This window comes from Pseudarthrobacter ribosi, from assembly GCF_055412865.1.
The window spans coordinates 140,820-156,867 of sequence record NZ_JBVAYZ010000004.1 but is presented as its reverse complement, the minus strand read 5'-3'; the positions used below and the strand labels follow the sequence as shown (position 1 = coordinate 156,867).

General features: G+C 68.3%; 12 protein-coding genes. 11 read left to right on the top strand and 1 reads right to left on the bottom strand.

The window, feature by feature from the left end:
• The first annotated feature begins 4 nt into the window (after positions 1 to 4).
• From ACZYZ5_RS05825 to ACZYZ5_RS05785, 9 genes are all read left to right on the top strand, one after another.
• Positions 5 to 1,102, top strand: coding sequence for a 2-hydroxyacid dehydrogenase (locus ACZYZ5_RS05825; RefSeq protein ID WP_463899947.1), 1,098 nt, complete (start codon positions 5 to 7; stop codon positions 1,100 to 1,102).
• A gap of 77 nt (positions 1,103 to 1,179) precedes the next feature.
• Positions 1,180 to 2,184: a sugar phosphate isomerase/epimerase family protein gene (locus ACZYZ5_RS05820; protein WP_463899945.1), complete on the top strand. Its 1,005-nt coding sequence runs from the start codon at positions 1,180 to 1,182 to the stop codon at positions 2,182 to 2,184.
• A 95-nt stretch (positions 2,185 to 2,279) separates the two neighbouring features.
• On the top strand, positions 2,280 to 4,052 hold the full coding sequence (gene dhaL, locus ACZYZ5_RS05815) for a dihydroxyacetone kinase subunit DhaL (protein WP_463899943.1): 1,773 nt from the start codon (positions 2,280 to 2,282) through the stop codon (positions 4,050 to 4,052).
• Entirely contained in the window at positions 4,049 to 4,534 is a 486-nt protein-coding gene (locus tag ACZYZ5_RS05810; RefSeq protein ID WP_463899942.1) for a ribose-5-phosphate isomerase, read from the top strand. Before dhaL ends, ACZYZ5_RS05810 begins: the two co-directional genes overlap by 4 nt.
• A gap of 2 nt (positions 4,535 to 4,536) precedes the next feature.
• A complete protein-coding gene (locus tag ACZYZ5_RS05805; RefSeq protein ID WP_463899940.1) occupies positions 4,537 to 5,523 on the top strand; it encodes a 3-hydroxyacyl-CoA dehydrogenase family protein in 987 nt (328 codons plus the stop codon).
• A 34-nt stretch (positions 5,524 to 5,557) separates the two neighbouring features.
• Positions 5,558 to 6,325, top strand: a complete 768-nt coding sequence (locus tag ACZYZ5_RS05800; RefSeq protein ID WP_463899939.1) for an SDR family NAD(P)-dependent oxidoreductase — start codon at positions 5,558 to 5,560, stop codon at positions 6,323 to 6,325.
• Between the two features lie 12 nt (positions 6,326 to 6,337).
• Complete coding sequence (locus tag ACZYZ5_RS05795) at positions 6,338 to 6,463, top strand: hypothetical protein (RefSeq protein WP_463899938.1); 126 nt, start codon at positions 6,338 to 6,340, stop codon at positions 6,461 to 6,463.
• Positions 6,464 to 6,498: 35 nt separating this feature from the next.
• Positions 6,499 to 7,848: an MFS transporter gene (locus ACZYZ5_RS05790; RefSeq protein WP_463899936.1), complete on the top strand. Its 1,350-nt coding sequence runs from the start codon at positions 6,499 to 6,501 to the stop codon at positions 7,846 to 7,848.
• A 47-nt stretch (positions 7,849 to 7,895) separates the two neighbouring features.
• Complete coding sequence (locus tag ACZYZ5_RS05785) at positions 7,896 to 8,675, top strand: triose-phosphate isomerase family protein (RefSeq protein WP_463899934.1); 780 nt, start codon at positions 7,896 to 7,898, stop codon at positions 8,673 to 8,675.
• Between the two features lie 292 nt (positions 8,676 to 8,967).
• Here the strand turns inward: ACZYZ5_RS05785 and ACZYZ5_RS05780 are convergent, their stop codons facing one another.
• Positions 8,968 to 12,567 carry a TM0106 family RecB-like putative nuclease gene (locus ACZYZ5_RS05780; protein ID WP_463899933.1) on the bottom strand — a complete coding sequence of 1,200 codons (3,600 nt, stop codon included), beginning with the start codon at positions 12,565 to 12,567 and terminating at the stop codon, positions 8,968 to 8,970.
• 190 nt (positions 12,568 to 12,757) lie between these two features.
• Between ACZYZ5_RS05780 and ACZYZ5_RS05775 the strand changes: the two genes are divergently transcribed.
• Positions 12,758 to 13,363: an SOUL family heme-binding protein gene (locus ACZYZ5_RS05775; RefSeq protein WP_463899932.1), complete on the top strand. Its 606-nt coding sequence runs from the start codon at positions 12,758 to 12,760 to the stop codon at positions 13,361 to 13,363.
• 152 nt (positions 13,364 to 13,515) lie between these two features.
• A complete protein-coding gene (locus ACZYZ5_RS05770) occupies positions 13,516 to 16,029 on the top strand; it encodes a Tex-like N-terminal domain-containing protein (RefSeq protein ID WP_463900183.1) in 2,514 nt (837 codons plus the stop codon).
• Positions 16,030 to 16,048 lie beyond the last annotated feature (19 nt).

Genomic DNA, 16,048 nt, shown 5'->3' with positions numbered 1-16,048 from the left:
ACGCATGAGCACAGCAACGAATGAACTGACGACGACGGCGGCCGCCACCACCACGGCGGCTGCCCCGGCGGCGGGCGCTGCCCGCCCGCCCTTCACCGTGGCGGTCACCGCCGACGCCGCCCGGCCCGACGGCAGCTCCATCCATGGAGACCTGGGACTGCAGCGGCTCAGCAAGAACGGCATCAACTGGGGCGTCCTGCCCAGCTACACCGACCCGGTTCCGCTGGCGGATCTCGCCGGTGTCCAGGCCGTCCTGTCGCTGGGGCACATCGCCTTCGACGCGCGCACCGTGGACCATGCCCCCGACCTGCGGCTAATCGCCCGGTTCGGGGCAGGGTACGAAACCATCGACCTGGACGCCTGCACCCGCGCCGGCGTCGTCGTCACCAACACCCCGGACGCCATCCGACGGCCGCTGGCCCTGGCGGGGCTGACGCTGCTCCTGGCGCTCTCCCACAAGCTCCTGGCCAAAGACCGGCTGACGCGGACCTCTGACTGGGCTCGGCGCGAGCACTACCGGGGCGCGCCGCTGGTGGGGCAGACGGTCGGCATCGTGGGCTTCGGCAGTGTGGGCGCCGAGCTCGCCCGCCTGCTGGCCCCGATCGGCGTGAAGGTGGTGGGCAACAACCGCCGCGGCCGCGACGCGGAGGCCGCGGAACTCGGGGTCGAGTTGCTGGGCCTGGACGAGCTGCTGGAGGCCTCCGACTACGTTGTGCTCTGCGCCGCGCTCACACCGGCGACCGAAAAGCTGATCGACGCCGCGGCGTTGGCCCGGATGAAGACAAGCGCCTACCTGATCAATATCGGACGCGGAAAGCTCGTGGACACGGATGCCCTCCGGGACGCCCTGCGGGACGGCCGGATCGCCGGAGCCGGGCTGGATGTCTTTGAGCCCGAACCACTGCTTCCCGATGACGAGCTGCTGACCTTGGACAACGTGGTGCTCTCGCCGCACTCGCTGTGCTGGACCGAGGATTTCACCCGGGACGTGGCGGCCAGCGCCATCGCCTCGATCCTGGCGGTGGCAGCGGGGGAGCGCCCCGCCAACGTCCTGAATCCGGACGTCTTTGCCACCGCCGCCTTCGCGGCGAAGCAGGCCTAATCCGGCATGTGACCTTGACAACATTGCCTCAAATAGTAAATCCTATAGGAAACAGGATTCCACGAAGGAGTGAACCCATGGCTTATACAGCCGAAAACTGGCCCATCACCGCGGCCCTGCTGCAGTTCCCGGGAACCGATGCGCAGGGCACCCACGTGAACGACGCCGAGGCCTCCGCCTGGGCCGAGGTCCTCACCGAGGTCAAGGACGCAGGCTTCACCAACGCGGACCTCACGGACAGCTGGGTCCGCCCCGGTGACCTGAGCTCCGCCCGCCTCACCGAGTTCAAGCAGACCGCGGACTACGTGGGCATCGGCATCCCCGTCATCTCCGCGATCCGCCGCAGCGTGATCGAGGAAGGCAACTGGGAGGCGAACCTTGCCTACAGCCACCGCACCATCGACGCCGCCGCCGAGCTGGGCTGCGAGGTTGTCTCCTTCGGGCTGCACCAGGCCATCACCGCCGAGCAGCAGAAGCAGCTCTGGTTCTGGACCGTCGAAGGCTACAAGGACCCGGTGGGCGACAAGGAAACCTGGGGCAAGGCCGTGAGCCGCCTGCGGGAACTCGGCCAGCACGCGGCCGAGGTCGGCGTCCTGCTCTCCCTGGAAATGTACGAGGACACCTACCTGGGCACCGCGGACCAGTCCGTGCAGCTGGTCCAGGACATCGGCCTGGCCAACGTCGGCCTCAACCCCGACATCGGCAACCTCATCCGGCTGCACCGCCCGATCGAGGACTGGCGCGAGATGGTCGCCAAGACCCTGCCGTACTCCAACTACTGGCACATGAAGAACTACATCCGCGACGAGGACGTGGCCCGCGACACCTACGTCGCGATGCCGGCCCCGATGGAGAGCGGCCTGATCAACTACCGCGAGGCGTTCAAGGTGGCACTTTCCGTGGGCTTCCAGGGCATCCTCTGCACCGAGCACTACGGCGGCGACGGCCTCAGCGTTACGGCCAGCAACCAGGACTACCTCCGCCGCCAGGTCCTGCCCAAGACCGACGGCTACACGCTCGGGCAGAGCCAGGTGGCCCAGGGCCGGCAGCAGCCCGCCGGTACGGCACTCGCCAGCGTCTGACCGGCTTGGTGCGGCCGTCAAGCCAATTGGGGGGCGGCCGCACCACAGGGGGATTCCCGTTCCTACTTCTCCAACACGGATTCAATGAGGAAACCATGACCCAGATCTTCGACAACCCCGCTGACTTTGCGGATGACGCGTTAGACGGCTTCGTGGCAGCCAATCGCGGCTACGTTGCCCGCGTGGACGGCGGTGTGGTCCGCTCCACCGAGGTACCGGCCGGGCAGGTCGCCCTCGTTGTCGGCGGCGGCTCCGGCCACTATCCGGCCTTCGCCGGACTCGTGGGACCCGGCCTCGCGGCCGGATCGGCGTGCGGGAACATGTTCGCCTCCCCCGCCGCCGGGCAGGTGTACCGGGTGGCCAAGGCCGCCAACGCCGGCGGCGGCGTGCTGCTGAGTTACGGGAATTACGCCGGCGACGTCCTGCACTTCGGCCAGGCCCAGCTCCGCCTCAACGCCGAAGGCATCCAGACCCGCACCGTGCTCGTCACGGACGACATCGCCAGCGCCCCGCTGGACCAGATCGGGAAGCGCCGCGGGATCGCCGGGGACCTGACGGTCTTCAAGATCGCCGGCGCCGCCGCCGAAGCCGGACTGGACCTGGACGACGTCGAACGGCTGGCCCTCCGGACGAACTACCGCACCCGCTCGCTCGGGGTGGCGTTCGGCGGCTGCACCCTGCCGGGAGCGGACGCGCCGCTGTTTACGGTCCCCGCGGGGCAGATGTCGCTGGGCCTGGGCATCCACGGCGAACCGGGGATCTCCGAGCACCCGATGCCGACCGCCTCTGAACTGGCCGAGCTGCTCGTCACGAAACTGCTCGCCGACAAGCCGCACGACGCCGGCACCCGCGTGGTGGCGATCGTCAACGGCCTCGGCACCGTCAAGTACGACGAACTGTTCCTGCTCTTCGGGAAAATCGAGAAGCTGCTCGACGCCGCGGGGCTGACCGTGGTGGAGCCCGAATGCGGGGAACTCGTGACCAGCCTGGACATGTCCGGGCTCTCCCTGACCCTGCTCTGGCTGGACGAGGAACTCGAGCAGTACTGGGCCGCCCCGGCCGACACCCCCGCGTTCCGCAAGGGAAACCTCGCACCGCGCGCCCGCCGCGAACTCGCCGGCCCGGAAGCCGCCGAGACCGAAGAACCCGAACACACCACCGCAGCAGCGGCGACTCTCGGCCGGTTGGCGGCCGACGTGCTCGGCCAGACGCAGCACGTGATCATTGAGCATGAGGAAGAACTCGGCCGCCTGGACGCGATCGCCGGCGATGGGGACCACGGTATCGGCATGCGCCGCGGTGTCGACGCGGCAGTCACCGCGGCCGAGCAGGCTGCGGCGAACGACGGCGGCGCCTCGCCGTCGCGCATCCTGACCGCAGCGGGGGAGGCCTGGAGCGAGCGCGCCGGCGGCACCTCCGGCGCGCTCTGGGGCTCGGCGGTCATCGCGGCCGGCCTCGCCCTGGGCAACCGGGAGAGCTACTCCGGTGCGGACGCCGCCGCGGCCGTCACCGCCTTCGTCGACGCCATCACCGAACTCGGCAAAGCCGAACCCGGGGACAAGACCATGGTCGACGCGCTCCTGCCGTTCCGCGATGCCTTCCTCGGCGCGCTCGACGGCGGCGCCTCGGTGCCCGCGTCGCTCGCCGCCGCCGCTGCCGCCGCGCAGACAGCCGCGGACCGGACCGCCGATCTCCGCCCGCTCAAGGGCCGCGCCCGTCCGCTGGCCGAAAAGAGCCTCGGACACCCCGACCCCGGCGCGGTGTCCTTCGCGCTGATCGCGGCCCGGATCTCCACTCACCTCGAAACCGCACACACCGACGCCAGGCTCGCTCAATCCGAGCCGGCGAAGCAAGGAGCAAAAGCATGAGCACAACAACAACAGGCTGGCGCATCGTCGTCGGCAACGACGAAGCCGGCGTCGAATACAAGAACGCGCTCAAGGCACTCCTCGAGGCTGACCCGCGCGTCGCCTCCGTGCAGGACATCGGAGTCGGCGCCAACGATTCCACCGCCTACCCCCACATCGCCGTTGACGCCGCACGCAAGGTGGCCGAGGGCGAAGCCGACCGGGCGCTGCTGATCTGCGGCACGGGCCTGGGCGTGGCCATCGCGGCCAACAAGGTCCCCGGCATCCGTGCCGTCACCGCGCACGACAGCTACTCGGTGGAACGATCCGTGCTCAGCAACAACGCCCAGGTCCTCACGCTGGGCCAGCGCGTCATCGGCCTGGAACTCGCCAAGAACCTCGTCACCCAGTGGCTGGGCCACCGCTTCGACGAAACCTCGTCCTCCGCCGCCAAGGTGGACGCCATCTGCTCCTACGAGCCCGACTACACGAAGGCAGTCTGACCATGACCGAATCAACGAACACCGCGGCCGCCATTAACGCCGCCCGCAAGATCGCCGTCGTCGGTTCCGGCTACATGGGCGGCGGGATCGCGCAGGTCCTGGCCCTCGGCGGTGCCCGGGTGGCGCTGGCCGATGTGTCCGCCGAAGTGGCGCAGAAGAACTACGAGCGGCTGCTGACCGAATCCGACGAGTTCGTCGCCGCCGGTCTCTTCCCCGAAGGCTCCACCGCCATCCTGAAGGCGAACCTCTGGGCCGCCAAGGACATCGAGGAAGCCGTGGCCGACGCCGACTTCATCGAGGAAGCCGTCCCCGAAGTCATCGCCATCAAGCACCAGACCCTCGCCCGCATCAGCGCCGCCGCCCGCCCGGACGCCATCATCGGGTCCAACACCTCCACCATCTCCATCGCGGAGCTGTCCGAACCCGTCGCCAACCCGGGCCGCTTCCTGGGCGTGCACTTCTCCAACCCCTCCCCGTTCATCCCCGGCGTGGAAATCATCCCCCACGCCGGCACCTCGCCGGCCACCATCGGTACCGTCCGCGACCTCGTGCACGCGGCGGGCAAGCAGACCGCCGTCGTCAAGGACGTCACCGGCTTCGTGCTCAACCGCCTCCAGTACGCCCTGTTCCACGAGGCCGCCCAGCTGGTGGAGCAGGAAATCGCGACCGCGGAGGACATCGACACCCTGGTCCGCACCACCTTCGGCTTCCGGCTGCCGTTCTTCGGACCGTTCGCCATCGCCGACATGGCGGGACTGGACGTCTACAACTTCTGCTACAAGTCGCTGCAGACGGAATTCCCGGAGCGCTTCGCGACGCCGAAAATCCTCACCGACCTGGTGGAGGCCGGCAAGCTGGGCACCAAAACCGGGGCGGGCTTCCTCAACGTCCCCGCCGAGCGCACCCCGGAACTCATCGCCTACCGGAACAAGGCGTACGTGGCCATGCAGAAGCTCATCGATGAGCTCGGCCCCGCCCCCATCAACTGAGCCCCTTCACTTTCACACCTTCAGGAGCACTCCCATGAGCACTTTCCCCGCAGCACGCACCGCCATCATCACCGGCGCCGTCTCCGAGCGCGGCATCGGCCGCGCGACCGCCAACTACCTGGCGGCAGAGGGCTGGAATGTCGGCATCATCGATCTCGACGACGCCCGGTGCAAGGCGGCGGCCAAGGAACTGGCCGCGGAGCACGGAGTCAAGGCGTTCGGTGCCGGCGCCAATGTCGGCGACGAAGCATCCGTCCGCGCCGCCATCGACGCGATCGAGGCCGAACTGCCGCAGATCGTCGCCCTGGCCAACGTGGCCGGCGTCAGCTCCCCGGTCCCGTACCTGGAACTCGACGCGGCCGAATGGGACCGGGTCCTCAACATCAACCTCAACGGCGTCCACTACGCCACGCGCCGGGTCGCCGAGTCCATGGTCAAGAACCGGATCGGCCGCATCGTCAACATCTCCTCCGTCTCCGCGCAGCGCGGCGGCGGCACCTTCTCCAAGACGCCGTACTCCGTGGCCAAGGCCGGTGTGATCGGGCTGACCCGCTCCACCGCCCGCGAACTCGGCGAATACGACATCACGGTCAACGCGATCTCTCCGGGCCCCATCGACACCGACATCATGGGCGGCACCCTCAGCGAGGAACGCAAGGACGAACTGACCAAAGACCTCGTGGTCAACCGCGTCGGCTCCACCCGGGACATCGCGGCCGCCATCGCCTTCCTCATCAGCGAGGACGCCGGCTACATCTCCGGCCAGACGCTGAATGTGGATGGCGGACTCTACATGCACTAGGGAAGAAGTACCGTGGCACCACACAACAACACCCCGACCTCAGGGTTCGCGTCCTGGAGCAGGGGACGGAAGCTCTACCTCGCCGTCGGAATCCTCGCCTGCCTGGCCGGAATCATGATCATCGCCTTTTCACGCTAGAAAAGCCCATCTGATCTACTCAACGAGGAGTTTCGATGTCCGTAGTAACAACGTCCACCCGGGACCTTCTGGAAACGCCGGTACTGAAATCGGCGATCTCCAAGGCATCCCGCCGGCTTATGCCCATGTTGGTCATTCTCTACGTGGTCGCGTTCCTGGACCGCACCAACGTGGGCTTCGCCGAAGCCGCCCTGGGCGTGGACAAGGGAATCACCGCCGGCGCCTACGCACTGGGTGCCGGGATCTTCTTCATCGGCTACGCGCTCTTCGAAATCCCCAGCAACCTGTTGCTGACGAAGTTCGGCGCCAAGGTCTGGCTCGCCCGGATCGCCATCACCTGGGGCATCGTGTCCGCCTGCTTCGCGTTCGTCCAGGGCGAGACCTCGTTCATCATTCTGCGGTTCCTGCTCGGTGTCACCGAGGCCGGCCTGTTCCCGGGCGTCATCATGTTCCTCGCCGCTTGGTTCCCCAACAAGGTCCGCGTCAAAATGTTCGCCATTTTCTACCTCGCGCAGCCCTTCTCGCAGATGATGGGCGCACCGCTGTCCGGCTGGCTCATCAACATCGGCGACCAGGTGCCCGGCGTCCAGGGCTGGCAGGTCATGTTCTTCGTTGAAGGCATGCTGGCGGTTGTCGCCGGTATTGCTGCGTTCTTCTTCCTCATCAACAGCCCGCAGGACGCCAAATTCCTCACGAAGGACGAGAAGAAGGCACTCCTTGACGTCATGGCGCTGGAGGACAGCGTCAAGGAGGAGAGCGGTCCGCGCGGCGTCCTCGCCGCCATGAAGAACGGCAAGGTCTGGTACTTCACGGTGATCTACTTCTGCCTCCAGATCGCCGTGTACGGCGTGACGTTCTACCTGCCGCAGCAGGTGGCCCAGTTGACCGGACAGAAGGTCGGCTTTGCGGTGGGCATGATGGCCGCCATCCCCTGGTTCTTCGGCATCTTCGCCTGCTACTTCATCGGGCGGGCCGCCAACACGGTAATCCGCCGCCGCAATTGGGGTACCGGGCTGTTCATCTCCACCGGCCTGTGCATCTTCGGCTCCGCGTGGGCGGGCGCCAACCAGCTTCCGGTGCTGGGCATCGTCTTCATCACGCTGGCCGTCTGCAGCTTCCTCTCCATCGGTCCCATCGCCTGGTCCTTCCCGACGGCGTTCCTCACCGGCACGGCCGCGGCGGCGGGCATCGGCCTCATCAACTCGCTGGGTAACCTGGGCGGCTTTGTGGCTCCGATCCTGCGGACCTCGGTGAACCAGATAACCGCCTCGGACACCGGAACCATGGGCGTCTACGCCCTGGGTGTGCTCCCGTTCCTGGCCGCGGCCATGATGTTCGCGACCAGGCGGTTCAAGAACAAGGCCGACGACCTGCTGGAACAGTAACCGTCTGTCCAGACCAGCTCACGTGGTCCCAGTAGAAAGCACCAACTATGCAGCAGTTGAACCCCAGCCAGATTACCAGCGGCAGCATCCTGGTGGGCGTCAGCACCAAGATGTACCTGGGCTACCAGGACAGCCTGGCGTGGCTGGAGCAGCTGCGCCACGAAGTGGACACCCGCCCGGCCCTCGCGGACGGGCGGGTTGTCCCGTTCGTGATTCCGTCGTTTCCGCTCCTGCCGGCGGCCGGCGAGCTTCTGCGCGGTTCGCTGCTGCTGCTTGGTGCGCAGAACTGCGGCTGGGCGGACGGGCCGTGGACCGGGGAAGTCGCCCCGTCCATGCTCGCCGAGCTTGGAGTCAGTCTCGTTGAAATAGGGCACGCGGAACGCCGCCGGCATTTAGGCGAAGACGATGCCATGATTGCCCGCAAAGTGAGGGCCGCGGCTGAAGCCGGGCTCACGCCGTTGCTCTGTGTGGGCGAGCCGGACAAGGGCGGGGCTGCTGCCGCCGCTGAATTTGTGTACCGCCAGATCCGGTCAGCCGTCGAGGATGACTGGGAGCTCGCGGCCGGGCTCGTCATTGCCTACGAACCGGTCTGGGCCATCGGCGCGGCGGAGCCCGCGGGCGCCGGTTACGTGTCCGACGTCGTCCGGCGGCTCAGGGGCCACCTCGCCGCCTCCGGACTGGAGGGTCTGCCGGTTATCTACGGCGGCTCGGCCAAGCCAGGGCTCCTGCCAAGGCTCGACGGCGTCTCCGGTCTGTTCCTTGGCCGGTTCGCGCACAACCCCGCGAACTTCGGCGCCGTGCTGGATGAGGCACTCCTGTTGAAGTGAGGCACGCCGGTTGGGTGATGGACGCCGGCCGGCCGAAGGCAGCCCCGCGACGGACGCCGCTGCCAACTCCGCCACCCGCCCGAACTACGTCCCGCCGCTAGGACCGGCGCCGCTGAACATGTCCAGCCGTAGCCGCGGTTCCCGTTGAACATGTCCAGCCGCAGCCTCGGTTCCCGTCGAACATGTCCAGCCGCAGCGGCGAACAGTGGGCAGAATGCCATTCTGTCCCCTGTTCGTGTCTAAAAATGAGCATGTCCCGCGGGTTCGGGCGCGAAGAATGGGCATGTCCCGTCTAGCTGGCCGCCACCGACCGCTGGCACAGCCCGATGAAGCCGCCCAGCTGCTCCAGGCCCTCGGGATGGGCGGGCAGGTAGTTCGTCAGCTCGGGTGCGCGGACCACGACGGCGCGCCACTGGCCGCGGGACACGGCCACGTTGATCCGGTTGCGGGAGAGCAGGAACTCCATGCCGCGCGGCGCTTCGGTCACCGCGGAACAGGCCATGGACACGATTACCACGGCAGCTTCCTGGCCCTGGAACTTGTCGACGGTTCCCACCCGGACACCGGCCAGGGAAACGGCATCGAGCGCCTCGCGGATCACGTTGACCTGGGCGTTGTAGGCGGCCACCACCAGGATGTCCACCACGTCTAGCGGTCGGGTGCCCTGTTCCGAGTGCCAGCTCAGCCCCAGGTGGCGCCGCACCTGGCGGACCACCTCGGCGGCCTCCTCTGTCGAGAACGTGGCGTTGCCGCTGTGCTCGACGAGCACGGTTTCGATCCCGGCGGGAACTCCCTCCAGCCTCCGGAGGTCCGCCGCCGGAGCGGAGCGCAGTTTGCCCTCATAGGAGAGCTCGGAGACGGCGCGGCACAGCTCGGAAGTCATCCGCCACGAGTCGGCCAAGAAATAGCCCAGGTCCGGCGGAAGCGTGGCATGACCGGCGGAAACCCAGCCCAGCGCTGACTCGTCCACGGGTTCGGGGTGCGCGCCCTGGCTGACCTGGGGCAACTGCTGGGGATCACCCAGCAGCAGCAGACGGCTGCTGGCCTGCGCCACGGCCAGGGTATTGGCCAGCGAGAACTGCCCGGCCTCGTCGATCACCAGCAGATCCAGCGATCCGGCCGGGACATTGGCCCCCGTCATGGTCCAGGCCGTCCCGCCGATGAGCGCCCCGCCCGGCGAGCCCAGCAGGCGCGCCACATCCTTCGCCGAACGCTGCTCCCAAGGGAGCCGTTCTCCGTGTTTCACGTCCTTGGCCACGCGCTCCGGATCGACGCCGGCCTTGGCCACGGCGGTTTGGAGTAGGTTCTCCACCACCGCATGCGACTGGCCGACCACCCCGACTTTCCACCCCCGCTCCACCAGCCGGGCGATGACATGCGATCCCACATGGGTCTTGCCGGTCCCGGGCGGACCCTGGACGGCGACATAGGAATGATCCAGGGCGAGCACCGCCGCGGTGATCGCGTCGATGAACCGGTCCGGGCCCTCGCCCGGCGCGGGCAGCGCCGCCCCGGAGGCCAGCCTCGGCGGAACCCGGCGGATGAGATCCAGGGCCGGGTGGCGCGGGAACACTGGCGGGTTGGACCGCACTCCCGCTGCGGCGTCGGAGGCCAGGGCCGCCAGGGCGTCCTCGAGGCTCTTGGTCTGGATGGGCTGGTCTTCAGTCAGCGCGACCGGGACCTGGAAATACGGGTCGATGCTTTTGCGGAGCTTGTCCCGGATGATCACAGTGTCCTTGCCGTCGTCGTGGCCCAGCTCCAGGACCTCGGTGCCAAACCACCCGTTGCGTCCGGTCCCGTTGATCCCGGTGCCCACCAGCCCGGCAGGCAGCGGCGGCTCATACATCCGGAACCACGTGCTGCCCTCGCGCAGGTCCGAGCCCGGACTGACCGTGCCGATCAGCTTCACCCTCCGCTCCGGAAGTTTGGCGCCGTCCTTCCACCAGTCCTCCAGCACTTCCGCCTCCTCGACGAGGAAGACGTTGCGGTCCTGCTGGTGATGCGTGTCGGGCCCGTTCTCGCAGCGGTCGAAGTGCGCCCACCAGAACGCCTTGCGCTCCCGGCGGTGATAGCTGACCGCCGCCGCCAGCATGGCAACCGCCTTCCGGTCGTCTTGGGACAGCCCGACGCCGGCACCCGCCAGCGCCACTTCCAGCGGGTCCAGATCAGCGTCCGGCGCAGTGTCCGCGCCGGCCTCGACGGCCGTGGCGGTGGACGCGATGCCGTCGCCGGCCGGTTTGATCCCGCGCTCCCGAGCCAGCCCGAGGAGCCAGTTCCGGAGCTCGAGCGTGGAGAGGCAGTCGTATTCGTTGTAGTCGGAGATCCCCGCGAGGATCCCGGCCGCTTCCTCAGCCCGGCCGTCGTCGCGCGCATCGCAATAGTGGGCGTAGGCCACCACCGAGGCGCCGGCGTCCTTCACGTCCCCGGAGCGCAGATTCGTCCCCATGTAGAGCGGTTCGAGCTTCTTGATGCTGTAGGAATTCTCGGAGATCCGGATGCTGTTGCGGACCGTCTGGTAGAGGTCCACCAGGAGCCCCTCCCGCAGCCACTGGTCGACGATCTCTTCGCCCGCCACGTGCAGCACGGAGAGCTTCCGGAGCGCCGTTTTCTCATAGGCGGCGTAGTGGTAGACGTGCATGTCCGGGTAGTCCTGCCGGCGCTTCTCCACATAGTCGAGGAAGTCGAGGAAGGCCTGCTTCTCCGCCTCGCGGGTATGCGCCCAGAACGGCCGGAACACCCCGGGGACGCCGGGCCCTGTCGGCGCCTCAAAGACGCCGAATAAGTACTCCAGTCCCCAGACTCCGGTGGCGCTTTCCTGCCACAGCGGGTCGCCCTCGAAGTCGAAGAAGATGTCGCCCGCGCTCGGCGGGGGCAGCTCAGCCAGCGTGTTCTCCGAAACCACGCCAAAACGAATGGCATGCTCTTCGCCGTCCTTGACGTAGCGGACTTCCCCATCCGCCGGGCCGACGCCGGTCTGCATCCGGGCCTGGGCCTGAAGCCGCAGCAGGGAGGCGTTCGGGTTGACGAGAGCGGCTTCCGCGAACGCCCGAACGGTACGGATGCCATCGTTGTGGAGTGCTTTGCGCCGCGCGGAATTCATCCGCGCCACGAGCAGCAGATCGTCGGTGGCCACGACCTGCTCCCGGCAGTAGTCGCAGCGGCCACAGGCGCTCAGCCCGGGCGCGCCCCACAAGACCGTTCCGGGCTGTTCCCGATGCGATGCGGTCAAAGCCAGGAAGCGGTCCCGCCGTTCGCGGAAGACGGGCAGGATGTCCGAGAGTTTGTGGTGGCTGCGGACGTAGTCGAAGCCGCCGCCCGGGAGCGGGACGGTGGCGCCGAGGACCAGGGTCACAGCCGCGGCAGGCGTGATCCCGGCCTGGAGCAACTGATCGCCGTAGGCGGCTAGCTGGAGCAGCGCGGTCACCTTCGCGTGGCGGGCCAGTTTGGTGTCGAACACGGCGTAGCTGCCGTCGGCTTGGCGGACCAGGAAATCGGAGCGGCCATGGAACTGGCCGTCAAAGAAGGCTGCCTGGAACACCACGTCGGCGCCGGAGCGCAGGGCGTCGAGGGATTCCCGGTGCTTGGCCAGCAGGGTGGCGCGGTCCATGGTCGGTGCCGGGACGACGTCATACACGCCGTGTCCGGTCGCCGGATCCCAGTGGCCGAACTCGTCTACGAAACGGTCGAGGACCCTGTGCTCGTGGCGGTCACCCAACACGGCCGCGTGCCGGAGCATCTCGTCCTCGTCGAAGACAGCCTTGGGGGAGCGGCCCAGCTTCTCGTCGAGTTTCCGGAGCAGCTGGTACTCACAGCTGGCCGCAATCACGAGGTCGCTTGCGGAGAAGACCAGATCCTGTGCGGAACCCGGCACTTCCGGTTCAAGAAAAAACACTGTGCCCCCGATGTTGATGTTGCGCGGTACAGACGGTCTTTTGGTACAGACGGTTCTGCCGCGTCACACATGCCGTCAGCGCAGCTGTCCGTCTGATATTCAAGCTATCAAAGCCCTCTGACAATCCGGCGCCCACGCCGGGTGGAACGGGGTGGTACTTGTCGGAGGCCCCGCGTATCGTCTGAGGACCATGACTGAACAGCAACCCTATGAGCTGGTCCAGCAATTCGCGCACTTCGAGCTGCGCCGCTATCCCGCGCACGTGGTGGCCGAAATCGAGGTCAACACGACATTTGACCGGGCCGGGAATGCTGCCTTCCGGCACCTGTTCAACTACATTAGCGGCAGCAACAACGCCCGTCAGAAGCTGGCGATGACGGCCCCGGTGATCCAGGAGCCCGGTCCGTCCCAGAAGCTGGCGATGACCGCCCCGGTGCTCCAGAGCGGCCCGCTGCCGGGCAGCAATAAGACCGCTGGTTTTGTGGTCGCCTTTGTCCTCCCCGCAGGCTTGACGGCGGAGACGGCCCCGGTCCCGGTCAACCCCCAGGTCAGAATCCGGAGCATCCCCGGGTCCCTGACGGCTGCCCTTCGGTTCTCGGGCAGCGGGTCGGAAGCTGCCTTTGAACGGCGCAACAATGGCCTCCAGGCGGCCCTGGTGCTCGCCGGGCTGGCAGCCGTGGGGCCGCCGCGGTTCGCCCGTTTTGATCCGCCGTTCAAACCGTGGTTCCTGCGGCGAAACGAGGTGGTCCAGGACGTGCAGGAGCCTCATCCACCGTCGGGCGAGCCCGGCCCCTGACCCCGGTAAGGCAAAATGGCAGGGTGACCCAACTCCCGCAGCGCCCCGCCAGTTCAGCCTCCGCACCGCAGCCCCGGACTCCGTCCGCCAGGCCCCCGGCCGCGCAAACGCAGGTCCCGCACACCCAGGCCCCGCAGACCCAGGAGTCCGGCATCGCCGCCCAGATCGCCGCCGAGCTCGGCGTCCAGGCCTGGCAGGTGAAGGCGGCCGTGGACCTGCTCGACGCCGGCTCCACGGTGCCGTTCATCGCCCGGTACCGCAAGGAAGCCACCGGGGCGCTTGACGACACCCAGCTCCGTGAGCTGGACGAGCGGCTGCGCTATCTCCGTGAGCTAGAAGACCGCCGCCGGACCGTTCTGGAGGCGATTGCCGCGCAGGGTGCCCTGACGCCGGAGCTGCAGGCCGCCGTCGTCGGCGCCGATACGAAGTCGCGGCTGGAGGACATCTACCTGCCGTTCAAGACCAAACGGCGGACCAAGGCGCAGATCGCCCGCGAAGCCGGGCTCGAGCCGCTCGCCGACGCCCTGCTGAAGCGGCCGGAGCTGGATCCGGAACGCGAAGCCGCCCGGTATCTCAACGCCGAACATTCGATCGTCGACGCCGCCGCGGCGCTCGCCGGCGCCCGCTCCATCCTCGTGGAGCGCGTCGCCCAGGACCCCGACCTGGCCGCCACGCTGCGGGAGCGGCTCTGGACGCAGGGCCGGATGGTCTCCCGCGTAAAGAAGGGCAAAGACGCCGAGGGACAGAAGTTCAAGGACTATTTCGAGTTCTCCCAGCAGCCGTCCGGGATGCCCTCGCACCGCGTGCTGGCGCTGCTGCGCGGCGAGAAGGACGGAGTGCTGGAGCTGGATCTCGCCGAGGCTGAACCGAACGACGACGCCGCCCTCACCGCCGCGCGCGGCCGTTACGAAGCCGCCGTGGCCCGGTTCCTCGGTGTCGCCGATCGCGGCCGGCCCGCCGACGCGTGGCTGCTGCAGACCGCGCAGCTCGCCTGGCGCTCGCGGGTGCTGGCCCGGTTGACCGCAGACCTGCGGAGCCGGATGTTCGCAGCCGCCGAGGACGAGGCCGTCCGGGTGTTCGCCGCCAACCTCCGGGACGTGCTCCTCGCCGCGCCGGCCGGAAACCGCGCCACCCTGGGCCTGGACCCGGGACTGCGCACCGGCGTGAAGGTCGCGGTGGTGGACGGCACCGGGAAGGTGGTGGCGACGGACACGATCTACCCGCACGCCCCGGCCCGGAAGTGGGACGAGGCTCTGCGGACGCTCGTGGACCTGGCGCGGAAGCACCACGTGGAGCTTGTGGCGATCGGCAACGGCACCGCGTCGCGGGAGACCGACAAGCTCGCTGCGGAACTGCTCAAGCAGCTCACGGCGCCGCGCGCCGCCGCTTCGACAGATACAGCCAAACCGCAGAAGATTGTGGTCTCCGAGGCGGGAGCCTCGGTGTATTCCGCGTCGGCGCTGGCCTCCGCCGAGCTGCCCGGCATGGATGTGTCCCTGCGGGGTGCCGTGTCCATCGCGCGGCGCCTGCAGGATCCGCTCGCTGAGCTCGTGAAGATCGAGCCGAAGTCGATCGGCGTCGGGCAGTACCAGCACGACGTCACGGCCGCCAAGCTCGACCGCAGCCTGGATGCCGTCGTCGAGGACTGCGTGAACGCGGTGGGCGTGGACGTGAACACCGCCTCCCCGGCGCTGCTGAGCCGGGTGGCCGGCGTCGGGCCGCTGCTGAGCGAGAACATCGTGGCATACCGGAATGAACACGGCCCGTTCAATAAACGCAGCGAGCTGAAGAAGGTGCCCCGGCTCGGCGCCAAGGCGTTCGAGCAGTGCGCCGGCTTCCTGCGGATCACCGGGGGAGCGGAGCCGCTGGACGCCTCCAGTGTGCACCCGGAGGCGTACCCGGTGGCGCGCCGGATCAAAGCCGCCGGCGGGACGGGCCCGGCCGCGGGGAGCTACGCCGCCCTGAATCCGCAGGACTTCGTCGACGGGTCCTTCGGCCTGCCCACGGTGCAGGACATCATCGCCGAACTCGAGAAGCCCGGCCGTGACCCGCGTCCGGCGTTTGCCGCGGCGACGTTCTCGGAGGGCATCGAAAAGATTTCGGACCTCAGGCCCGGGATGGTGCTGGAGGGGACGGTAACCAATGTGGCTGCGTTCGGCGCGTTTGTCGACGTCGGGGTGCACCAGGACGGCCTGGTGCACGTCTCCGCGCTGGCCAACCGTTTCGTGTCCGATCCGCGGGAAGTGGTGAAGTCCGGCCAGGTGGTGCGGGTCAAGGTGCTGGAGGCCGATCCGGAGCGGAAGCGCATCTCGCTGACGCTGCGGCTCGACGACGAACCTGCTTCCGGCGGATCCGGCGCCGGTGGATCCCGTGCCGGGGGACGTGCGGCTGACCGGGCGGACCGCCCGCGTCAGACTCCGTCGCGCCAGACGCCGTCGAGCCAGGCGGCCCGACAGCCGTCACTGCAGCCCCCCGGCAAGCCGACCGGTCAGCAGTCCGGCAAGCCGACCGGCCAGCAGTCCGGCAAGCCGACCGGTCAACAGTCGGGCAAACCGGCGCCCGACCGGCGGACTCCCGCCAGGCCGCCGCAGAAAACGGCGCCCGTCCCGGCACCGGCCAACACAGCGATGGCCGAAGCGCTGAGGAAGGCCGGACTCGGCAAGTAAGCCGACCGTTCGTCGCGGA

Bases quoted from the DNA above. Each gene is read 5' to 3' on its own strand.
- ACZYZ5_RS05790 (WP_463899936.1), top strand. From the start codon at position 6,499: ATGTCCGTAGTAACAACGTCCACCCGGGACCTTCTGGAAACGCCGGTA.
- ACZYZ5_RS05785 (WP_463899934.1), top strand. From the start codon at position 7,896: ATGCAGCAGTTGAACCCCAGCCAGATTACCAGCGGCAGCATCCTGGTG.
- ACZYZ5_RS05820 (WP_463899945.1), top strand. From the start codon at position 1,180: ATGGCTTATACAGCCGAAAACTGGCCCATCACCGCGGCCCTGCTGCAG.
- dhaL (WP_463899943.1), top strand. From the start codon at position 2,280: ATGACCCAGATCTTCGACAACCCCGCTGACTTTGCGGATGACGCGTTA.
- ACZYZ5_RS05805 (WP_463899940.1), top strand. From the start codon at position 4,537: ATGACCGAATCAACGAACACCGCGGCCGCCATTAACGCCGCCCGCAAG.
- ACZYZ5_RS05825 (WP_463899947.1), top strand. From the start codon at position 5: ATGAGCACAGCAACGAATGAACTGACGACGACGGCGGCCGCCACCACC.
- ACZYZ5_RS05775 (WP_463899932.1), top strand. From the start codon at position 12,758: ATGACTGAACAGCAACCCTATGAGCTGGTCCAGCAATTCGCGCACTTC.
- ACZYZ5_RS05810 (WP_463899942.1), top strand. From the start codon at position 4,049: ATGAGCACAACAACAACAGGCTGGCGCATCGTCGTCGGCAACGACGAA.
- ACZYZ5_RS05800 (WP_463899939.1), top strand. From the start codon at position 5,558: ATGAGCACTTTCCCCGCAGCACGCACCGCCATCATCACCGGCGCCGTC.